The 21,814-nt window shown below is 73.4% G+C and carries 14 protein-coding genes and 1 riboswitch; of the genes, 11 read left to right on the top strand and 3 right to left on the bottom strand.

All coding sequences use genetic code 11. The features are described from left to right. The first annotated feature begins 15 nt into the window (after positions 1-15). From FE251_RS12655 to FE251_RS12605, 11 genes are all read left to right on the top strand, one after another. On the top strand, positions 16-1,233 hold the full coding sequence (locus FE251_RS12655; RefSeq protein ID WP_139071258.1) for an NADP-dependent isocitrate dehydrogenase: 1,218 nt from the start codon (positions 16-18) through the stop codon (positions 1,231-1,233). Positions 1,234-1,258: 25 nt separating this feature from the next. Beyond that, positions 1,259-2,239 (top strand): malate dehydrogenase, encoded by a 981-nt coding sequence (locus FE251_RS12650; protein ID WP_139948973.1) that lies wholly within the window; start codon positions 1,259-1,261, stop codon positions 2,237-2,239. A 153-nt stretch (positions 2,240-2,392) separates the two neighbouring features. Then, on the top strand, positions 2,393-3,124 hold the full coding sequence (locus FE251_RS12645) for an AIM24 family protein (protein WP_139071260.1): 732 nt from the start codon (positions 2,393-2,395) through the stop codon (positions 3,122-3,124). 275 nt (positions 3,125-3,399) lie between these two features. Continuing rightward, the gene (pulA, locus tag FE251_RS12640) at positions 3,400-9,414 is read left to right on the top strand and encodes a pullulanase-type alpha-1,6-glucosidase (RefSeq protein WP_139948972.1); all 6,015 of its coding nucleotides are present in this window, start codon (positions 3,400-3,402) and stop codon (positions 9,412-9,414) included. Positions 9,415-9,524: 110 nt separating this feature from the next. After that, positions 9,525-10,382: a formyltetrahydrofolate deformylase gene (gene purU / locus FE251_RS12635; RefSeq protein ID WP_139071262.1), complete on the top strand. Its 858-nt coding sequence runs from the start codon at positions 9,525-9,527 to the stop codon at positions 10,380-10,382. A gap of 501 nt (positions 10,383-10,883) precedes the next feature. Then, complete coding sequence (locus FE251_RS12630) at positions 10,884-11,372, top strand: GNAT family N-acetyltransferase (protein WP_139071263.1); 489 nt, start codon at positions 10,884-10,886, stop codon at positions 11,370-11,372. Between the two features lie 37 nt (positions 11,373-11,409). Further along, positions 11,410-11,498: riboswitch (ZMP/ZTP riboswitch) on the top strand. Between the two features lie 50 nt (positions 11,499-11,548). Further along, on the top strand, positions 11,549-12,847 hold the full coding sequence (gene glyA / locus FE251_RS12625; RefSeq protein WP_139071264.1) for a serine hydroxymethyltransferase: 1,299 nt from the start codon (positions 11,549-11,551) through the stop codon (positions 12,845-12,847). Continuing rightward, entirely contained in the window at positions 12,844-13,719 is an 876-nt protein-coding gene (locus FE251_RS12620) for a bifunctional methylenetetrahydrofolate dehydrogenase/methenyltetrahydrofolate cyclohydrolase (RefSeq protein ID WP_139071265.1), read from the top strand. Before glyA ends, FE251_RS12620 begins: the two co-directional genes overlap by 4 nt. A 4-nt stretch (positions 13,720-13,723) precedes the next feature. Beyond that, complete coding sequence (locus FE251_RS12615; RefSeq protein ID WP_139948971.1) at positions 13,724-14,914, top strand: MFS transporter; 1,191 nt, start codon at positions 13,724-13,726, stop codon at positions 14,912-14,914. 113 nt (positions 14,915-15,027) lie between these two features. Continuing rightward, positions 15,028-17,523 carry a gamma-glutamyltransferase gene (gene ggt / locus FE251_RS12610; protein ID WP_223147647.1) on the top strand — a complete coding sequence of 832 codons (2,496 nt, stop codon included), beginning with the start codon at positions 15,028-15,030 and terminating at the stop codon, positions 17,521-17,523. 91 nt (positions 17,524-17,614) lie between these two features. After that, positions 17,615-18,481: an exodeoxyribonuclease III gene (locus FE251_RS12605; protein ID WP_139948970.1), complete on the top strand. Its 867-nt coding sequence runs from the start codon at positions 17,615-17,617 to the stop codon at positions 18,479-18,481. 123 nt (positions 18,482-18,604) lie between these two features. On the opposite strand, the gene galK is transcribed toward FE251_RS12605, so the two are convergent. From galK to FE251_RS12590, 3 genes are read right to left on the bottom strand one after another with little or no spacing between them, the layout of a single operon-like run. Further along, positions 18,605-19,825, bottom strand: a complete 1,221-nt coding sequence (gene galK, locus FE251_RS12600; RefSeq protein WP_139948969.1) for a galactokinase — start codon at positions 19,823-19,825, stop codon at positions 18,605-18,607. Further along, positions 19,822-21,018 carry a galactose-1-phosphate uridylyltransferase gene (galT, locus tag FE251_RS12595; protein WP_179954759.1) on the bottom strand — a complete coding sequence of 399 codons (1,197 nt, stop codon included), beginning with the start codon at positions 21,016-21,018 and terminating at the stop codon, positions 19,822-19,824. The genes galK and galT overlap by 4 nt, the downstream gene beginning before the upstream one ends. Continuing rightward, a complete protein-coding gene (locus tag FE251_RS12590) occupies positions 21,011-21,814 on the bottom strand; it encodes a DeoR/GlpR family DNA-binding transcription regulator (protein ID WP_139949341.1) in 804 nt (267 codons plus the stop codon). Before FE251_RS12590 ends, galT begins: the two co-directional genes overlap by 8 nt.

Genomic DNA, 21,814 nt, shown 5'->3' with positions numbered 1-21,814 from the left:
GAGATACCCACGAACATGGCGAAGATCAAGGTCGAGAACCCGGTCGTCGAGCTCGACGGCGACGAGATGACGCGGATCATCTGGCAGTTCATCAAGGACCGCCTCATCCACCCGTACCTCGACGTCGACCTCAAGTACTACGACCTGGGCATCCAGCACCGCGACGCCACCGACGACCAGGTGACCGTCGACGCCGCCCACGCGATCCAGAAGTACGGCGTGGGCGTCAAGTGCGCGACCATCACCCCCGACGAGGCGCGCGTCGAGGAGTTCGGCCTGAAGAACATGTGGCGCTCCCCGAACGGGACGATCCGCAACATCCTCGGCGGCGTCATCTTCCGTGAGCCGATCATCATCGACAACATCCCGCGCCTCGTGCCGACGTGGACCAAGCCGATCATCATCGGTCGTCACGCCCACGGCGACCAGTACAAGTCGCAGAACTTCAAGGTCCCCGGCCCGGGCACCGTGACGATCACCTACACCCCCGACGACGGCAGCCAGCCCCTCGAGCTCGAGGTCGCCAAGTTCGGCGAGGACGGCGGCGTCGCGATGGGGATGTACAACTACAACAAGTCGATCGCCGACTTCGCGCGCGCCTCCTTCTCCTACGGCCTGCAGCGCGGCTTCCCGGTCTACATGTCGACGAAGAACACGATCCTCAAGGCCTACGACGGCGCCTTCAAGGACATCTTCGCCGAGATCTTCGAGACGGAGTTCAAGGAGCAGTTCGACGCCGCGGGCCTCACCTACGAGCACCGCCTCATCGACGACATGGTCGCCGCGGCCATGAAGTGGGAGGGCGGCTACGTCTGGGCCTGCAAGAACTACGACGGCGACGTCCAGTCCGACACCGTCGCCCAGGGCTTCGGCTCCCTCGGCCTCATGACCTCCGTGCTCATGACGCCGGACGGCCGCACGGTCGAGGCCGAGGCCGCGCACGGCACCGTGACCCGCCACTACCGCCAGCACCAGGCCGGCAACCCGACCTCGACGAACCCGATCGCCTCGATCTTCGCGTGGACCCGTGGCCTGGCCCACCGCGGCAAGCTCGACAACACCCCCGAGGTCACCGCCTTCGCCCAGTCCCTCGAGGACGTCGTCATCAAGACCGTCGAGTCCGGGAAGATGACGAAGGACCTGGCCCTGCTCGTCGGCAAGGACCAGGAGTGGCAGACCACCGAGGGCTTCCTCGCCTCGATCGACGAGAACCTCGCCACCCGCCTCGGCTGACCCGCCGCTTCGAAGGAGAACGCGCATGACCACCCCCGTCAACGTCACCGTCACGGGTGCCGCCGGCCAGATCGGCTACGCCCTGCTCTTCCGCATCGCCTCCGGCCAGCTCCTCGGGCCCGACGTGCCCGTCCGGCTGCGCCTCCTGGAGATCCCGCAGGCGGTCAAGGCCGCCGAGGGCACCGCGATGGAGCTCGACGACTGCGCCTTCCCGCTGCTCGCCGGGATCGACATCCTCGACACCCCGCGGGCCGGGTTCGACGGTGCGAACATCGCGCTGCTGGTCGGCGCCCGCCCGCGCTCGGCCGGCATGGAGCGCGGTGACCTCCTCGAGGCCAACGGCGGGATCTTCGGCCCGCAGGGCAAGGCGATCAACGACCACGCGGCGTCCGACATCCGCGTGCTCGTCGTCGGCAACCCGGCCAACACCAACGCGCTCATCGCCCAGCAGCACGCGCCGGACGTCCCGGTCGACCGCTTCAACGCGATGACCCGCCTGGACCACAACCGGGCGCTCAGCCAGCTCGCGCAGAAGACCGGGACCCCGGTGAGCCAGATCGAGAACCTCACGATCTGGGGCAACCACTCGGCTACGCAGTACCCGGACGTCTTCCACGCCACCGTGGCCGGCCGTCCGGCGAGCGAGCTCGTCGACGAGGCCTGGCTGGCCGAGGACTTCATCCCGACCGTGGCCAAGCGCGGCGCCGCCATCATCGACGCTCGTGGGGCGTCCTCGGCGGCGTCCGCGGCCAACGCTGCCGTCGACCACGTCCGCGACTGGGTGGGCGGCACCGGCAGCTCGTGGACCTCGGCGGCCATCCCGTCCGACGGCTCCTACGGCGTGCCCGAGGGCCTCATCTCCTCCTTCCCCGTGCGCTCGGCGAACGGTGGGTGGGAGATCGTCCAGGGCCTGGAGGTCAACGACTTCTCCCGGGCGCGCATCGACGCGTCCGTGGAGGAGCTCGCCGGCGAGCGTGACGCCGTGCGGGAGCTCGGCCTCATCTGAGCCACCCCGGAGCCGGGCCGTCCGCGTCGCACAGCGCGTGGACGGCCCGGCTCCTCGCATCTGCCCGGATCCGGTGCCGGGGCGGGCGCGCCGGCGGTAGCCTCCTCCCGTCGGCCGCTGCGGGCCGGCCCACGAGCCGACAGGAGCACCGCCATGCCCGTCCACGGGACGTTGTTCACCGACTTCCGGGAGACGACCGCCCCGGACCCGTTCACCCTCCAGAACAAGAAGCTCCTCAAGGTGCAGATGGGCTTCGGGCCGGTGTGGGCCAAGACCGGCTCGATGGTCGCCTACCAGGGTGACGTGCGCTTCCAGAACAAGGGCTCCGGCGGCCTGGGCCGCATGGTGAAGTCGGCGGTGACCGGCGAGGGCGTGAGCATGATGGAGTGCACGGGGCAGGGGGAGCTCTTCCTCGCCGACGGCGCCGCCGACGTCCAGCTCCTCTACCTCGAGAACGACCAGCTCTCGGTCAACGGCGCCAGCATCCTCGCGTTCTCCTCCTCGATCGAGTGGGACATCCAGCGGATCCAGGCCCGCGGCGCCGCGATGACCGGAGGCCTGTACAACGTCTCGCTGCGCGGCACGGGCTACGTCGCCGTGACGACGCAGGGCGAGCCCGTGGCGCTCGACGTCGCGAGCGCCCCGACCTGCGCCGACGCCCAGGCGGTGGTGCTGTGGACCTCGGGCGTGCGGATGGACGTGCGGATCGACACCGGCGGCCTGAAGTCCCTCGTCCGGGGCGGGACGGGGGAGACCTTCCAGATGGCCTTCGGCGGTCAGGGCTACGTGCTCGTCCAGCCGAGCGAGACGGTGGTCACCGGCGGGCACCAGGAGAACCGGACGAAGAGCAGCGGCGGGGGCCTCACCAGCCTCTTCGGTGACTGACCCCCACTCCCACCACCGCCCACCCACTCCCGCGACAGCCGACTTCCGCGCGAGAGCCGACTTCCGCGCGAGAGCCGACTTCCGCGCGAGAGCCGACTTCCGCGCGAGAGCCGAGTTCCGCGCGAGAGCCGAGTTCCGCGCGAGAGCGGAGTTCCGCACGCCCGGCCGGGTGTTCCCGCGCGACCACCTGCCGTGAAATCTGCCGTAAGCGTTGCACAGTTGTTTCAGGCGCGGCTACGCTGCGGGCACCCCACTGCTGGAGACGAAGGAGTCCCATGTCCGCGAGATCCGCTGCCGTCGCCACACTCGCCACCGCGAGCTTGTTGGCCTCGGGGCTCGCCGCTCTCACCATCCCGGCCGCGGCCGAGGACGCCCTCGTCGTCATCGCCGGGGACCTGCAGTCGGAGCTCGGCTGCCCCGCCGACTGGGCTCCCGACTGTGCCGACACCGCCCTCGCGCCCACCGGCGAGGCCGGTCGCTACTCGGCGGACCTCACCGTCCCGGCCGGGAGCTGGGAGTACAAGGTCGCCGTCGGCGGCTCGTGGGACGAGGCGTACGGCGTCGACGGCGGGGAGACGAACTACGCCCTGCGTCTGGCCGGCGAGACGGACCTGCGCCTCACCTTCGACCACACCGAGGGTCTCCTCTCCCTCGAGGTCCTCGACCTGGACGAGGGCTACACCGAGGCCGACGCCGCCCTCGTCGCGGAGCCGGTGCGTCAGCCCGGCGCCGACGAGCAGTTCTACTTCGTCATGACCGACCGGTTCGCCGACGGCGACCCGGCCAACAACACCGGCGGCATCGCGGGCAGCCGGCTCGACCACGGCTTCGACCCCGCCGACAAGGGCTTCTACCACGGTGGTGACCTCGCCGGCCTCCACGAGAACCTCGACTACATCGAGGGCCTGGGGACGACGGCGATCTGGCTCACGCCGTCGTTCAAGAACAACCCGGTGCAGGGCGAGGATGCCGACGCCTCGGCCGGCTACCACGGCTACTGGATCACCGACTTCACCCAGATCGACCCGCACCTCGGCACGAACGCCGAGCTCGAGGCGCTCATCGCCGACGCGCACGCCCGCGGCATCAAGGTGTACTTCGACATCATCACCAACCACACCGCCGATGTCATCGACTACGCCGAGGGGCAGTACTCCTACGTCGACATGGCGACCTCCCCCTACCGGGACGCCGCCGGCGAGGCGTTCGACCCGGGCGACCACGCGGGGACCGGCACCTTCCCGGCGCTCGACGCCGCGACCTCCTTCCCCTACACCCCGGTGGTCGACCCGGCGCAGGCCGACGTCAAGGTCCCGGCGTGGCTCAACGACGTCACGCTCTACCACAACCGCGGTGACTCGACGTGGTCCGGGGAGTCGGTGACCTACGGCGACTTCGTCGGGCTCGACGACCTCATGACCGAGCACCCCACGGTCGTCGAGGGCTTCGTCGAGGTGTACCAGGACTGGGTCGACCTCGGCATCGACGGCTTCCGCATCGACACCGCCAAGCACGTGAACATCGAGTTCTGGGAGGAGTGGACCACCGAGGTCCTCGACTACGCCCGCGCCCAGGGCCGGGACGAGTTCTTCATGTTCGGCGAGGTCTACGACGCCGACGCACGCCTGCTCTCCCCGTACGTGCGCGACACCGACATGAACGGCGTGCTCGACTTCGCCTACCAGTCCGCCGCCGTCAACTACGCCAAGGGGCTCACCCCCGCCGGCCTGTCGAGCCTGTTCGCCGCCGACGCGTACTACACGACCCCGACGACGAGCGCCCACGACCTGCCGACCTTCCTCGGCAACCACGACATGGGCCGCGTCGGGTACTTCCTCCAGGGCTCCGGCGACGAGCTCGACCGCTCGCTGCTCGCCCACTCCCTCATGTACCTCACCCGCGGCCAGCCGGTCGTCTACTACGGCGACGAGCAGGGCTTCGTCGGCCAGGGCGGCGACAAGGACTCCCGCCAGTCGCTGTTCGCCAGCCAGGTACAGCAGTACCAGGACGAGCAGACGCTCCACGGCTACCAGATCGGGGCCGTGGACCGCTTCGCCACCGACGTCCCGCTCTACGCGCACATCTCCGACCTCGCCGAGCTGCGCTCGGCCACCCCGGCGCTCGCCACCGGCGCGCAGGTCGAGCTGCACGCGGCCGACGGCGTCTACGCCTTCGCCCGCGTGGACCGCACGGAGAAGGTCGAGCACGTCGTCGCCCTCAACAACCAGGCGACGGACGCGACCGTCACCTTCACCACCCTCACCCCGGGCGCCGGCTACACCTCGCTGTACGGCGGGCACGGCCCCGTGACGGCGGACGAGACCGGCGCCGTGACGCTCACCGTGCCCGCGCTCGACGCCGTCGTCCTCGTCGCCGACGCGACGGTCGGTGCACCCGCCGAGACCGGGACGATGACGCTCACGCCCGCCCAGGGCGGACGCCTCGACGGCGTCGCGCCGGTCACCGCGGACGTCGCCGACGACGTGTGGGCCGAGACCTCCTTCGCCTACCGGCTCGTCGGCGGCGAGGACTGGACGCCGCTCGGCACCGCCGAGGGCGACGCCCCGCGCGTCTTCCACGACGTCACGGACCTGCCGACCGGCACGCTCGTGGAGTACCGCGCGGTGTCGGTCGACGCCGCCGGCCACCGGGTCGCCGCCTCGACGGTCGGGTCCGTGGGCCAGGCCGTCGACGGCACGACAGGTCCCGAGGCGCCGCCCAGCGACCTCGTCACCGTCCCCGGCAGCCACAACGCCGCGATGGGGTGCCCGGGCGACTGGCAGCCCGACTGCGCCGCCGCCGCGCTCACGCTCGGTCCGGACGGCGTCTACACCGGCACCTTCGACGTCCCGGCCGGCAGCTACGAGTACAAGGTCGCCGTCGGCGGCTCGTGGGAGGTCAACTACGGCGTGGGCGGCGTGCCCGGGGGCGACAACGCCACCTACACCCACGCCGGCGGCCCGGTCACATTCGTCTACGACCCGGTGAGCCACTACTTCTCGAGCACCGCCGACGGGCCGATCATCACCCTGCCGGGCAGCTTCCAGAGCCAGGTCGGCTGCCCCGCCGACTGGCAGCCCGAGTGCCTCGCGACGTGGATGACCGACCCCGACGGCGACGGCACCTACGAGTGGTCGACCACCGACCTGGCCACCGGCAGCTACGAGGTCAAGGTCGCGCACGGGCGCACCTGGTCGGAGAACTACGGCGTGGGCGGCGTGCTCGACGGGGCGAACATCCCGTTCAGCGCCGCGGCCGGCAAGCTCGTCTCGTTCAGCTACGAGCTCGCGACGCACGTCCTCACCATCACCGTCGAGGACCCGCCGCTGGCCGGGACCGGCCAGCTCGCCGCCCACTGGCTCGACGAGACGACCATCGCCTGGCCCACCTCGCTGCTCCCGGCCGGGACAGACCCCGCCGAGCTCGAGTGGTCGCTCCACCACGCCGCCGCGGGCGGCCTGGAGGTCGTCGACGGCGCGGTCACCGGGGCCGACGGCTCCGCCCCGCTCACCCTCGTGGGGGAGGGTCTGCCCGACGCGCTGGCCGAGCGGTTCCCGCACCTCGCCGGGCACCTCGCCCTCCGGGTCGAAGGTCTCACCACCGAGCAGGTCGAGCAGGTCCTCACCGGCCAGGTGCAGGTCCTGCAGACCGACGGCGTCGTCACCAGCGCGTTCACCGGCGTCCAGGTCCCCGGCGTGCTCGACGACCTCTACGCCGACGCCGCCGCGGGCCGCACCCTCGGGGTGGACTGGTCCGACGACGGCGTTCCGACCCTCGCGCTGTGGGCGCCGACCGCCCAGGACGTCGAGCTCCAGCTGTGGACCGAGCCCGCGGGGACGTCCGCCGCCGCCGTCACCGGCGACCCCGAGGTCCTGCCGATGACCCGCGAGGACGACGGCACGTGGACCGTCACCGGCGAGCCCGGCTGGGAGGACGCCGCCTACCGTTTCGCCGTCACCGTCTACGCGCCCGCCGCCGGGGAGGTCGTGACCAACGAGGTCACCGACCCGTACGCCGTCGGGCTCACCGAGAACTCCACCCACTCGGTGCTCGTCGACCTCGACGACCCTCGCTGGGCGCCGGAGCTGTGGACCGACACCCCGCGGCCCGTCGTCGAGCGCCCGGTCGACCGGACGATCTACGAGCTCCACGTGCGGGACTTCTCGATCTCCGACGAGACCGTCCCGCAGGAGCTGCGCGGCACCTACCGCGCCTTCACCCAGCCCGAGACCGCGGGCATGCAGCACCTGCGGGCGCTGGCCGATGCGGGCATGAACACCGTCCACCTCCTGCCGACCTTCGACATCGCGACGATCGAGGAGGACCCGGCGGCGCGCACCGAGCCGGTCGTGCCCGACGCCGGGCCGGCCTCGCCGGACCAGCAGGCGGCCCTCTCCGCGGCGCGCGACCTCGACGGGTTCAACTGGGGCTACGACCCGTGGCACTTCTCCACCCCGGAGGGCTCCTACGCCACCGAGCGCGACGGCGGGAACCGCACCGCGGAGTTCCGCGCCATGGTGGGCGGCCTGCACGACGCCGGCCTCCAGGTCGTCGTCGACAAGGTCTACAACCACACGAACTCCTCCGGTCAGGACGAGCAGTCCGTCCTCGACCGAGTGGTACCCGGGTACTACCACCGGCTCAACGCCGTCGGGAACGTCGAGACCTCGACCTGCTGCCAGAACGTCGCCACCGAGCACGAGATGGCGGAGAAGCTCATGGTCGACTCCGTGCTCACCTGGGCACGGGACTACGGCGTCGACGGGTTCCGCTTCGACCTCATGGGCCACCACTCGCGCGACAACATGCTCGCCGTCCGCGACGCGCTCGACTCGCTGACCCTCGAGGACGACGGCGTGGACGGGGAGTCGATCTACGTCTACGGCGAGGGCTGGGACTTCGGTGAGGTCGCCGGGAACGCCCGCTTCGAGCAGGCCACCCAGGGCCAGCTCGGGGGCACCGGCATCGGGACGTTCTCCGACCGGCTGCGCGACGCCGTGCGCGGCGGCGGGCCCTTCGACGAGGACCAGCGCACCGTCCAGGGCTTCGGCTCCGGGTCCTTCACCGACCCCAACGCCGTCGCCGAGGGCACGCCGGAGGAGCAGGCCGCGCGTCTGGCCCACCAGACCGACCTCGTGCGGCTCGGGCTGGCCGGCAACCTCGCCGACTACTCCTTCCTCACCTCCGCCGGTGAGGAGCAGACCGGCGCCGAGCTCGACTACAACGGCCAGCCCGCGGGCTACGCCACGCAGCCGGACGAGGTCGTCACCTACGTCGACGCGCACGACAACGAGACGCTGTTCGACAACCTCGTGCTCAAGCTCCCGGTCGCCACGTCGATGGCGGACCGGGTGCGGATGAACACGCTGTCGCTCGCGACGACGGCGCTGTCCCAGACGCCGTCGTTCTGGCACGCAGGTACCGATCTGCTCCGGTCGAAGTCGCTGGACCGCAACAGCTACAACTCCGGGGACCACTTCAACCGGGTCGACTGGTCGATGCAGACGAACAACTTCGGCGTCGGCCTGCCGCCGGCGGACGACAACGGCGAGGCGTGGGACGTCATGGCGCCGCTGCTCGCGGACCCGGCGCTGCGCCCGGCACCGACGGACATCGAGCAGTCCGCGGCGATGACCCAGGACCTCCTCGAGCTGCGCTTCTCCACCGACCTGTTCCGCCTCGGCTCGGCCGAGCTCATCCACGAGAAGGTGACCTTCCCCGGGTCGGGCCCGGACGCGACGCCCGGACTGCTCGTCATGGCGGTCGACGACACGGCCGGCGCGCAGGACGTCGACCCGGCGCTCGACGCCGTCCTCACGGTCTTCAACGCCTCCCCGGAGCCCGTGACCGAGCAGGTCGACGGCTTCGCCGGGCGGGAGCTCGCGCTCTCGCCGGTGCAGGTCGAGGGCGCCGACGACGTCGTGCGCACGACGACGTGGGACGCCGCGAGCGGGACGGTGACCGTGCCGGCCCGGACCGTCGCCGTGCTCGTCGAGCCGCAGGAGCAGGTCGAGCCGACGCCCGGTGAGCCGGGTGACCCCGGTGACCCGACCGACCCGCCGGCGGACGGCGGTGACCCGACCGATGACCCGACCGGTGGTCCGGGCGACGGCGGTCCCGGCAGCGGCGGGCCCGACAGCGGGGCCGACGGGGCGGACCGTCCCGGTGCCGGGCAGGGGCCGGGGTCGCTGCCCCGGACCGGCGTGAGCGTCGCGGTCCCGGTCGCGGTCGCGATGCTCCTCCTGCTCGCCGGTGCGGTGCTCGTCACCCGCCGTCGCCTGCTCGGCTGACACTCACGCGAGGACGGTCCCGCCGCTCACCCGGCGGGGCCGTCCTCGCGGCGCGTCCGCGCCGGTGGACGGGTCGGACCGGGCGCCGCGGTTGGGCTAGCCTCGGGCGGGTGAACACCGACGGCGACCTCCACCTCGTCCTGTCCCTCTCGTGCCCCGACCGGCCCGGCATCGTCAGTGCCGTCGCCGGGCTCCTCGCCGAGCACGGCGGGAACATCACCGAGTCCCAGCAGTTCGGTGACCCGTCGACCGGGCTGTTCTTCATGCGCGTCCAGGTGCAGACCGCAGCGCCGCGCGACGCGCTCGAGCAGGCCCTCGGCGAGCTCGCCGCCCGCTTCGACATGGAGTGGAAGCTCGACGTCGTCGGTCGTCCCATGCGCACGCTCATCCTCGTGTCCAAGGCCGGGCACTGCCTGAGCGACCTCGCCTACCGCCAGCGGGGGGAGCGGCTGCCGATCGACGTCGTCGGCGTCGTGTCCAACCACACGGTGCTCGAGGACCTCGCGAGGTTCTACGGCTACCCCTTCCACCACGTCCCGGTGACCAGGGAGACCAAGGCGGCCGCCGAGGCGCGTCTGCTCGAGCTCGTCGAGCAGTACGACGTCGAGCTCGTCGTCCTCGCCCGCTACATGCAGGTGCTCTCCGACGACCTGTGCCGCCGCCTCGAGGGCCGGGTCATCAACATCCACCACTCCTTCCTGCCGAGCTTCAAGGGCGCACGTCCCTACGCCCAGGCGCACGACCGCGGCGTCAAGCTCATCGGCGCGACGGCTCACTACGTGACGGCGGACCTCGACGAGGGGCCGATCATCGAGCAGGACGTCGAGCGGGTGGACCACAGCGACGACGAGCAGGAGATGGTCGCCCTCGGTGAGGACGTCGAGCGCCGCGTGCTCGCGCGCGCCGTGCGCTGGCACGCCGAGCACCGCGTCCTGCGCGACGGCGGCCGCACCGTCGTCTTCCGCTGACGAGCCGCACTCCACCGCACCGCACCGCACCCACCCAGCGCCCCCGCACGCCCGCACCCCACCCCCCCTCGCCGAGAGCGGAGTTCCGCCCGAGAGCGGACTTTGTCGCGAGAGCGGAGTTCCGTGCGAGAGCGGAGTTCCGAGCATGGCTCGGCCGAGGTCGCACACAACCGTCGCCGGTCGTCCGAAACATCAGCGGGACGGTGATCGAGATGTGCGACTTCGGCATGCGCCGGACCGGATCCCGACCGCCGCGCACGGAAGTCGGCTCTCGCGCGGAAGTCGGCTCTCGTGCGGAAGTCGGCTGTCGTGCGGAAGTCGGCTGTCGTGCGGAAGTCGGCTGTCGCGGGGAAGTCGGCTGTCGCGGGGAAGTCGGCTCTCGTGCGGAAGTCGGCTGTCGCGGGGAAGTCGGCTGTCGCGGGGGACAGGACGGGGAAGACAGGGGCGAACCGCCGGTGGACGTGGGCGCGGGGGGAGGGGCGTGGATGACAGGATGGCCACATGGACGACGTTCGCATCGATGTGGTCGACGACGACGCCGCCGGTGAGCTGCTCACGGTGCGCCGTGCGGCCTTCGTCACCGAGGCCCAGCTCTACGGCGACCCCAACATCCCCGCCCTCACCCAGACGCTCCCGGAGCTGCGCGCCGACCTCGCGCGGGCCGACGTCGTCACCCTCGGGGCGTGGGCCGGCACCCGGCTCGTCGGCTCGATCCGCGTCGAGCTCGAGGACGAGCGCGCGAACCTCGGGCGTCTCGCCGTCGTCCCGGACCTGCAGGGGCAGGGGCTGGGTACCCAGCTCCTCATGGCGGTCCTGGAGTACCTGCCCGAGCAGACCAAGGAGGTCTGGGTCTTCACCGGCCAGGACTCCAAGCAGAACCTGTCGATGTACGCCAAGCACGGTTACGAGCACCAGTACGACCAGCACACCGGTGACCTCACCTACGCCTACCTGCGCCGGATCCTCGGCGAGGACGGTCCCGCGGACTGAGCCGTGCCCGTTCCCGGGCGGGTGACGCGATAGGGTTGGCCCTTGTCGCGACTGGCGCCACAGGTGGATCACCACCGGGGAGCGACGCACCACGCAGACCTCAGGTCGCCCGCCTGGGCCGAGGGTCACCGGCTAGGCGCGCTCCCGCGCGCACCCAGTGAAATTGCGGAGGAACGATGAGCCAGCCCACCGAGACGCGCCCGGTCGCCGACCAGGCCCTCGCCGAGCTCGACCCCGAGATCGCCGCCGTCCTCGACGGTGAGCTCACCCGCCAGCGCGAGACGCTGGAGATGATCGCGAGCGAGAACTTCGTGCCGCGCGCCGTGCTCCAGGCGCAGGGGTCCGTGCTGACGAACAAGTACGCCGAGGGGTACCCCGGCAAGCGGTACTACGGCGGCTGCGAGCAGGTCGACATCGCCGAGAACCTCGCGATCGAGCGCGCGAAGTCCCTCTTCGGGGCGGACTACGCCAACGTGCAGCCCCACTCGGGCGCCACCGCCAACGCCGCCGTCCTCCACGCGATCGCGCGCCCCGGGGACAAGGTGCTCGGCCTGTCGCTGCCCCACGGCGGCCACCTCACCCACGGCATGAAGATCAACTTCTCCGGCCGCCTGTACGACATCGCCGCCTACGGCGTCGACGAGCAGACCCACCGCATCGACATGGACCAGGTCCGCGAGCAGGCGCTCGCCGAGCGGCCCAAGGTCATCATCGCCGGATGGTCGGCCTACCCCCGCCACCTCGACTTCGCGGCCTTCCGCGCGATCGCCGACGAGGTCGGCGCCTACCTGTGGACCGACATGGCCCACTTCGCCGGGCTCGTCGCGGCGGGCCTGCACCCCAACCCGGTGCCGCACTCCGACGTCGTCTCCACGACCATCCACAAGACCCTCGGTGGCCCCCGCTCGGGCATGATCCTGTCCCGCGACGCCGAGGCGCTGGGCAAGAAGCTCGACTCAGCCGTCTTCCCGGGCCAGCAGGGCGGCCCGCTCATGCACGTCATCGCCGCCAAGGCCGTGGCGCTCAAGGTCGCCGCGGGCGAGGAGTTCGCCGACCGGCAGCGCCGCACCCTCGAGGGCGCGCAGATCATCGCCGAGCGGCTCCTGGAGCCCGCGGTCCGCGAGGCGGGCGTCTCCGTCCTCACCGGCGGCACGGACGTCCACCTCGTCCTCGTCGACCTGCGGAACTCGACGCTCGACGGACAGCAGGCCGAGGACCTCCTCCACTCCGCGGGCATCACCGTCAACCGCAACGCGGTGCCCTTCGACCCGCGCCCGCCGCGGGTGACCTCCGGCCTGCGGATCGGCACCCCGGCGCTCGCCACCCGTGGCTTCGGCGCGGCCGAGTTCACCGAGGTCGCCGACATCATCGCCACGACGCTCACCGACGGCACCGCGGCGGACCTCACGTCGCTGCGCACCCGCGTCAAGGCGCTGACCGACGCGTTCCCGCTGTACGAGGGCCTGCAGCAGTGACGGCCCGCGTCCTGGACGGCAAGGCCACCGCGGCGCAGATCAAGTCCGAGCTCACCACCCGCGTCGCCGCCCTGCGCGAGCGCGGGGTCGTGCCCGGGCTGGGCACCGTCCTCGTGGGCGACGACCCGGGCTCGCGCAGCTACGTCGCCGGCAAGCACCGGGACTGCGCCGAGGTCGGCATCGAGTCGATCCGCGTCGACCTGCCCGGCACCGCGACGCAGGAGGAGATCCTCGCCGCGGTCGACCGGCTCAACGCCGACCCGGCCTGCACCGGCTACATCGTCCAGCTCCCGCTGCCGGCGGGCGTGGACACCAACGCCGTCCTCGAGCGGATCGACCCGGACAAGGACGCCGACGGCCTGCACCCGACGAACCTCGGGCGCCTCGTGCTGCGCGTCAGGGAGCCGGTGACCAGCCCGCTGCCGTGCACCCCGCGCGGGGTCATCGAGCTGCTCGACCGGCACGGGGTGGACCTGCACGGCGCGAACGTCGTCGTCGTCGGGCGCGGGACGACGGTCGGGCGCAGCATCGGCCTGCTCCTCACCCGCAAGGACGTCGACGCGACCGTCACCCTCACCCACACGGGCACCCGCGACCTCGCGGGCCACGTGCGGGGGGCCGACGTCGTCGTCGCGGCGGCCGGGGTCCCGGGGATCATCACGCCCGACATGGTGCGCCCGGGCGCCGCGGTGCTCGACGTCGGCGTCAGCCGCGTCGTCGACCCGGAGACGGGCAAGGCCCGCCTGCGCGGGGACGTCGCCGACGGCGTCGCCGAGGTCGCGGGGTGGCTCTCGCCGAACCCGGGCGGGGTCGGGCCGATGACCCGCGCCATGCTGCTGGCCAACGTCGTGGACGCCGCCGAGCAGGCCTGAGCCAGTGGCGTCCGTGCGGGGGCGCCGCGTCGCCGGGACGGTCCTCGCGGTCCTCCTGCTCGCGGCGTGCCTGCGCGCGCCGGTGACCTCCGTCGGCCCGCTCCTCGAGCGGGTCGGGGAGGAGACCGGGCTCGGGGCGAGCGCTCTCGGGCTGCTCGGGGCGCTGCCGGTCATCGGGTTCGGCGTCGGCTCGGCGCTCGTCCACCGGCCGGCGCAGAGCTACGGGTTGGAACGGGTGCTCGCGCTCGCGCTCGTCGTCCTCGCCGGGGCCGTCGTGCTGCGCTCGCTGCCCCTCGCCGGGGCTCTGTGGGTGGGCACCGCGCTCATCGGCACCGCGGCCGCGGCGGGCAACGTGCTGGCCCCGGCGGTCATCAAGCGCGACCACCCCGGGGCGATCGTCCTCCTCACCGCCTGCTTCACCGCGGTCATGACGGTGACGGCGGCGACCGCCTCGGGGCTGGCAGTCCCCGTCTCCGACGCGTGGGGCGGCGGCTGGCGCCTGCCGCTCGGCGCGCTCGCCGCCCTCGTCGCGCCCGTCGCCCTGCTGTGGGTGGTGCGCGCGGCCCGCAGCCCGGCACCCCTGCCCGTCGGCGCGCCGCGCGACGGCGCACCCGTCCGGGCGGTGACGATGTGGCGCAGCCCGAGCGCCTGGGCGGTGAGCGCGTTCATGGGGCTGCAGTCCGCGGTGTTCTTCACCCTCGCCACCTGGCTGCCGACCGTCGAGGTCTCCCTCGGCCTGGACGCGCGGGCGGCCGGGTGGCACCTGTTCGTCCTCCAGCTCGTCGGGATGCTCGCCGGGCTCGTCCTCAGCACCCACATGCGCGGCCGCAGCGACCTGCGCGGCACGGGCGTGGTGATCAGCCTGTGCATCGTGGCCGCGATGGCCGGCCTCGCGCTGGCACCCGGGCTCGCGCTGGCGTGGGTGGCGCTCGCGGCCGTCGGCACGGGCAGCTCGCTGGTCCTCGCGCTCAGCCTCCTCGGGCTGCGGACCGCCCACGCCGGGCACACCGCCCAGCTCTCCTCGATGGCGCAGACGGTCGGGTACGCGATCGCCGCGTGCGGGCCGCTGCTCGCCGGCTGGGTGGGCGGCACGTTCTCCTGGGACCTCGTCCTTCTTCTCGTGGGGGCGCTGGGAGTGGCCCAGCTCGTCCTCGTCCTGCGGGCGGCCCGCCCCGGCCTCGTCATGGGTTGCTGAGGAGCCTCAGCCCTCCCTTCGCAGGGTTCCCGGGTAGGGCGGGCGTCAGTAGCGTTCGCGGAAAGGACGACCGGGAAGCCGTCCCGGGTCCGCGACCTTCACGGGGGATGACGATGTCCCACACGCCCAGACGACCCTGGCGGACCACCGCGGTGCTCCTGCCGGCCCTCGCCCTCGCGGTCGCCTCCGCGCCGGTGGCGCAGGCCGCGGTGGAGCCGCCCGACAAGCAGCCCACGGCGACCGGCTACGACGGCGCCGTCGCCTCGCTCGACCCCTACGCCTCGCAGGCCGGCCGGGAGATCCTGCGTCGCGGGGGAAACGCCGTCGACGCCGCGGTCGCGACGGCGGCGATGCTCGGCGTCACCCGGCCCTACGACGGGAGCATCGGCGGTGGCGGCTTCATGGTCCTCTACCAGGCCGACACGGGGGAGGTGCGGACGATCGACTCCCGCGAGGAGGCGTGGGCCGCGATGGAGCCCGACGTCTTCCTCGAGGACGGCGCGCCCATCCCGTTCGACGAGCGGCGCGTCTCCGGGCTCTCCCAGGGGGTGCCCGGCGTCGTGCGCGGCTGGGAGCACGCGCTGGCCGAGTACGGCACGCTGCCGCTGTCCGAGGTCCTCGCCGACGCCCAGGAGGTCGCCGAGCAAGGTTTCGTCGTCGACGCGGAGTACCAGGCCCGCACCGAGGAGAACCTCGAGATCTTCCGCGACTTCACGTCCTCGAGCGAGACGTTCCTCGTCGACGGCGAGGCGCCGCGCGCGGGCACGACCTTCGCCAACCCGCAGCTCGCCGAGACCTACCGGCTGCTCATGGAGGAGGGGCCGGACGCCTTCTACGAGGGGCCGCTCGCCGAGGCGATCGTCGCGACGAACACCGCCCCGCCCGTCGTCGACGGCGCCGAGCGCACGGTCCGGGAGGGCGCGATGACCCTCGCCGACCTCGCCGGGTACGAGGCCCTGGACCAGGACCCCACCCGGGTCGACTACCGCGGCTTCCAGGTGTTCGGCATGGGCCCGCCGTCCAGCGGCGGGACGACGGTCGGGGAGGCGCTCAACATCCTCGAGGGCTACGACCTCGCGGACATGGACCCCGACGAGGTGCTCCACCTCCTCGCGGAGTCCTCCGCGGTGTCCTTCGCCGACCGCAACGCCTACGTCGGGGACGAGGCGTTCCTCGACGTGCCCGTCACCGGCCTGCTCTCCCAGGGCTTCGCCGACGAGCGCCGCGAGCTCATCGGGCAGAGCGCGCTCGCCCGGCCGGTCGGCCCCGGCGACCCGTGGCCCTACGACGACGGCGAGGGTGCCGCGGCCGTGGAGTCCGCCACCGCCGAGGACACCGGCTCGACGACGCACCTCACGGTGGCCGACAGGTGGGGCAACGTCGTCAGCTACACGTTCACCATCGAGGCGATCGGTGGCTCGGGCATCGCGGTGCCCGGCTACGGCTTCCTCCTCAACAACGAGCTCACCGACTTCGAGCCGGACCCCGACCACCCGGCGAACGCCCCGGAGGGTGGCAAGCGCCCGCGCAGCAGCATGAGCCCGACGATCGTCCTGGACGCCGCCGGCGCACCGGTCGCAGCCTTCGGGTCGCCGGGCGGGGCGACGATCATCACGACCGTCCTCCAGGTGGCGGTCAACCACCTCGACCTCGGCATGTCCCTGCCCGAGGCCATCGCCGCGCCGCGGCTGTCCAGCCGCAACGGCCCGGGCTCGCAGGCCGAGCCGGGCATCCGCGACACGGCGCTCGGGGACGCGCTGCGCGCCCGCGGCCACCAGCTCGACGCCGTCGGCTACCTCGGCAACGTCACCGGCGTCGCCTTCCTGCCCGACGGGCGGGTGCAGGCGGCCGCCGAGCCGCTCCGGGCCCGGGGCGGCAGCGCGGTCGTCGTGCGCCCGGCCGGCCCGCCGCGGCCCGCCGAGCCGCCCTACGGGTTCTTCCTCACCAACACCTGGCGCGGCGGCCAGGCCGACGCCGCGTTCGTCTACGGCCGGTCCACCGACGAGGTGCTCATCGGTGACTGGGACGGGGACGGCGACGACACGATCGCCGTCCGGCGCGGCGCGACGTTCTTCATCAACGACGCGCTGCGCCCGGGCGCGGCCACCCGGGAGGTCGTCTACGGCCGCCCGGGGGACGAGGTGCTCGTGGGGGACTGGGACGGCAACGGGACCGACACCCTCGCGGTGCGCCGGGGCACGGCCGTCCACGTGCGCAACTCGCTCAGCGGTGGCCCGGCCGACGTCGTGCTCCACTACGGTCGCGCCGGCGACGAGGTGCTCGTCGGGGACTGGGAGGGCGACGGCCGCGACGGCGTCGCGGTCCGCCGCGGGGCGGAGGTCCACGTGCGGAGCTCGCTGACGTCCGGGCCCGCCGACGTCGTGCTCCGCTACGGCCGGCCGGGTGACGTCGTCCTCGTCGGGGACTGGGACGGCGACGGACGCGACACCCTGGCAGTGCGCCGGGGTGCCGCCTACCACCTGCGCGACACGCTCACCGGCGGGCCCGCGGAGCGGGTCGTCGCCTACGGCCGGGCGACCGACGAGGTCCTCGTCGGGGACTGGGACGGCGACGGCACCGACACCCTCGGGGTGCGCCGCACCCCGTGACCGGTGGCTCGCGCGGGGTGCTGCGGCGCCCCGCGCGAGCCCGCCGGACGGCGATTTCGGGAGAGCGCGCGGGCGAGGTGAGAATGGCGCCATGCTCACCGTCGCCACCGTCAACGTCAACGGGATCCGCGCCGCCTACCGCCGGGGGATGGGCGAGTGGCTCGCCCGCAGGGAGCCGGACGTGCTGCTCCTCCAGGAGGTCCGCGCGCCGGACGAGGTGCTCAACGAGCTGCTCGGCGAGGGCTGGCACGTGGCGCACCAGGCTTGCGACATCAAGGGTCGGGCGGGCGTCGCGATCGCCTCGCGGTTGCCGGTGAGTGCCGTGCGCGTCGGGCTGGGCGACGGCGAGCCGCCGGTCGACACCGGCCGCTGGGTGGAGATGGACGTCGAGGTGCCCGGCAGCGACCGGCCGCTCACCGTCGTCTCGGTCTACATCCACTCCGGCACGGCGAGCGACCCCGAGCGCATGGCGGCGAAGTACTCCCACCTCGACCGCGTGACCGCCCGGCTCGCCGAGCTCGCGGAGCAGGCGGCGGCGGGGGAGCGGGACGTCCTCGTCGGCGGGGACGTCAACATCGTCCACCGGCCGGTCGACATCAAGAACTGGAAGGGCAACCACAACCGGACCTCCGGCGTGCTCGACGAGGAGATCGCCTACCTCGACCGCTGGTTCGACGAGCTCGGGCTCGTCGACCTGGGCCGCCTGCTCGCCGGGGAGGGCCCCGGGCCCTACACCTGGTGGTCGTGGCGCGGGAAGGCGTTCGACAACGACGCCGGGTGGCGCATCGACTACCTCCTCGCCACCCCGCGCGTGGCCGAGCACGCCCACGAGGCCGCTGTGGACCGCGCCGAGACCTACGACCGGCGCTTCTCCGACCACGCGCCCGTCGTCGTCGACCTCGCACCCAGCCCGCGCCGCGGGCTCGCGCCGACGGCGGTCGGGGCGGAGCGGGCCTAGCGACGCGTCGCGCCCCGCCTGCCCCGCGACCGCGGGCGATCCGCGTGACCGCGGGCGCGATGCCACCCGCGCTCGGCGGTCTCACCCGCGCTCGTCGGGAGGCCCCGCGTGCGACCCGCGCTGTCAGCCGACTCGGGCGGCGGGGGCGCTCGCGGGGGCGAGGAGGAACGCCGGGGCGGCGAAGCCTGCGTCGCTGAAGGCCTGCTCCACCTCGGCGGCGACGCGTTCGGCGCTCCCGGCGGGGACGAGGGCGATCGCCGACCCGCCGAACCCGCCGCCGGTCATCCGGGCGCCGTGCGCGCCGGCGGCGGTGGCCGCCTCGACGGCGAGGTCGAGCTCCGGGCTGGAGACCTCGTAGTCCTCGCGCAGCGAGGCGTGCGAGGCCGCCATGAGCGCGCCGAGCGTCTCCGTGCGTCCGTCACCGGCGGTGAGCGCCTCGACGAACCGCTCGACCCGCTCGATCTCGGTGACGACGTGCCGCACCCGGCGGCGCACCACCGGGTCCTCCAGCCGGGCGAGCGAGCCGTCGAGGTCGGTCACCTCCCGCAGCGTCGTCACGGCGAGCTCGCGCGCCGCGCGCTCGCAGCTCTCCCGCCGGGCCGCGTACTGGCCGTCGACGAGGGCGTGGGGCGCCCGGGTGTCCATGACGAGGAGCTCGAGCCCGGCCGCGGCGAGGTCGAAGGGGACCTGGCGGGTCGCGCCGTCGCGGCAGTCCAGGAGGAGGGCGTGCCCGTCGCGCGCACGGAGGGAGGCGGACTGGTCCATGCCGCCGGTCGGGGCGCCGGCGACCTCGTTCTCGGCGCGGACGCACGCTGCGGCGAGCCGGGCGCGGCCGGCGTCGTCCGCCGCGAGGCCGAGCCCCCACAGGTCGTCGAGCGCGACCGCGACTGCGCACTCGAGCGCGGCGGAGGAGGACAGCCCGGCCCCGTAGGGCACGCAGCTGTCGACGGCGACGTCGAACCCGGTCGCCCTGCCCTCCGGGACGAGGCCCTCCGCCTCCAGCGCCCACGCGACGCCGACGACGTAGGCCGGCCAGCCGGTGACCTCACCGCGGCTCCCGGCCGGTCCCACGGCGTCGAGGTCGACCTCGCGAGTGCCCTCCTCCTGGCCGGAGACGAGGCGGACCGTGCGGTCGGAGCGGGGGCGCAGCGCGACGAAGGTGCGGTGGGGCAGGGCGAGGGGCAGGCACAGCCCGCCGTTGTAGTCGGTGTGCTCGCCGATGAGGTTGACCCGGCCCGGCGCGGCCGACACCTCGGCGTCCCCGGGGCCGAAGGAGCGGATGAGGAGGTCGCGCGTGCGGGCGGCGCCCTCGGCGTCGGACCACGCGGTCAGCAGGGCGCTCACCCGAGCACCTCGCGGTAGCGGTCGGCGATGCGCTCGGGGGTCGTGTCCGAGACCCACGCGCCCATGCCGGACTCCGAGCCGGCGAGGTACTTGAGCTTGCCGGGCGCGCGCAGGACGGAGAAGAGCTGGAGGTGCAGGCGCAGGTCCTCGCGCCCCTCCCGCACCGGCGCCTGGTGCCAGGCGGCGATGTAGGGCAGCGGCAGCGCCCGCTGCTCGCCGTCGGCCTCGGTCGTGACGAAGAACTGGTCCGCGGCGCGCAGGAGGCGCAGGTAGATGTCGGCGAGGTCCTCGCGCTCGGCGTCGGTGAGGGCGGGCAGGTCGGGGACGTCGCGGCGCGGGGCGAGGTGCACCTCGACGGGCCAGCGCGCCGCGGCGGGCACGTAGGCGACCCAGTGCTCGGACTCGGCGACGACCCGCCGCCCGGAGCGCAGCTCGGCCTCCAGGACGTCGCGCAGGAGGTTGCGCCCGGTGGCCTCCCGGTGCGCGCGCGCCTGGCGCAGCATGGTCGCGGTGCGTGGGGTGAGGTAGGGGTAGCCGTAGATCTGGCCGTGCGGGTGGTGGAGCGTCACCCCGATCTCCCGGCCGCGGTTCTCGAAGCAGAAGACCTGCTCGATGCCCGGGAGGGCGGAGAGCTCGGTCGTGCGGTCGGCCCACGCCTCGATGACGGTGCGCATCCGGCGGTGCCCGACGGTGGCGAGGGAGGCGTCGGGGTCGGGGGAGAAGCAGATGACCTCGCACCGGCCGGCGGCGGGACGCACCGGCCACAGCTCCTCGCCGTCGAGGTGGGTGAGGACGTCCTCCTCGCCCGGGACCTGGAGCAGGGAGGGGAAGCGGTTCTCGAAGACGACGACGTCGTAGTCGTCGGCCGGGATGTCGCCGTCGGTGTAGGCCGCCCCGGGACGCGCGGGGGCGAGCGGGTTCGCGTCGGCGGGCGGCAGGTGGGTGCGGTTCATCCGGTGGGTGGCCATCGGCACCCACTCCCCGGTGAGGACGTCGTAGCGCATGCGCGGGCCGGTGAACGGGTGGGGCTCACCGTCGGGGCCGGGGACGGGGTCGAAGCGGCCGGGCAGCGGGCGGGGGTCGTCCAGGCGCCGGGTGGCCCCGCCCGAGACGTACGGCTCGGAGTCGTCGAAGTAGAGGATCTCGCGGCCGTCGGCGAGGCGGCCGCGGGTCTTGCGCACCGTGTCACTCATGAGGGGCAACCTCCAGGGAGAAGTCGTGGGTGGCGGCCGCGGCGAGCGTCGCCTCGTCGGGCGGGCTGTCGGTGACGAGCGCGGCGAGGTCCTCCAGCGAGCAGAAGGAGCGCAGGCCGCGCACGCCCCACTTGCTGGAGTCGAGGACGGCGACGGCGCTGCGGCCGGTGGCGAGCAGCGCGGTGTTGGTCGCCGCCTCCTGGAGGTTCGGGGTCATGAGGCCGATCTCCGGGTCGAACCCGTGCGCGCCGAGGAACACCCAGTCCACCCGCACGCCGCGCAGGTAGTCGACGGTCGCCGGGCCGACGAGGGCGTCGGAGGGCGTGCGCTCGCCGCCGGTGAGGACGACCGTCGGGGCGGGCCGCCCGGCCTCGCGCGCCTGGAGCACGGCCTGGTGGAGGACGTCGGCGGCCGGCAGGGAGTTCGTGATGACGGTGAGCGTGGCGAGGTCGGGGTGGCGGGTGAGGGCCTGGGCGACTGCGAGCGTCGTCGTGCCGGCGGAGAGGGCGACGGCGTCACCGGCCGTGACACGGGCGGCGGCGGCCTGCCCGATCCGGGCCTTCTCCGCCTGGCGCTGACCGGCCTTGAGGGAGAAGGCCGGCTCCTGGGCGGAGCGGCTGGGGGCGACGGCACCGCCGTGCACGCGCGCCACGAGGCCGCGGCGCACGAGGCTGGTGATGTCGCGCCGGACGGTCATCTCCGAGACGCCGAGCTGCTCCACCATGTCGGCGACCCGCGCCCCGCCGTGGCGGCTGACCGCGGCGAGGATGTGCTCCTGGCGCTGCCGCGCGAGCAG

The organism is Georgenia wutianyii, assembly GCF_006349365.1.
Lineage (GTDB): Bacteria > Actinomycetota > Actinomycetes > Actinomycetales > Actinomycetaceae > Oceanitalea > Oceanitalea wutianyii.
Note: the sequence above shows the minus strand (reverse complement) of the source record. Positions and strands in the feature narration are given on the sequence as shown.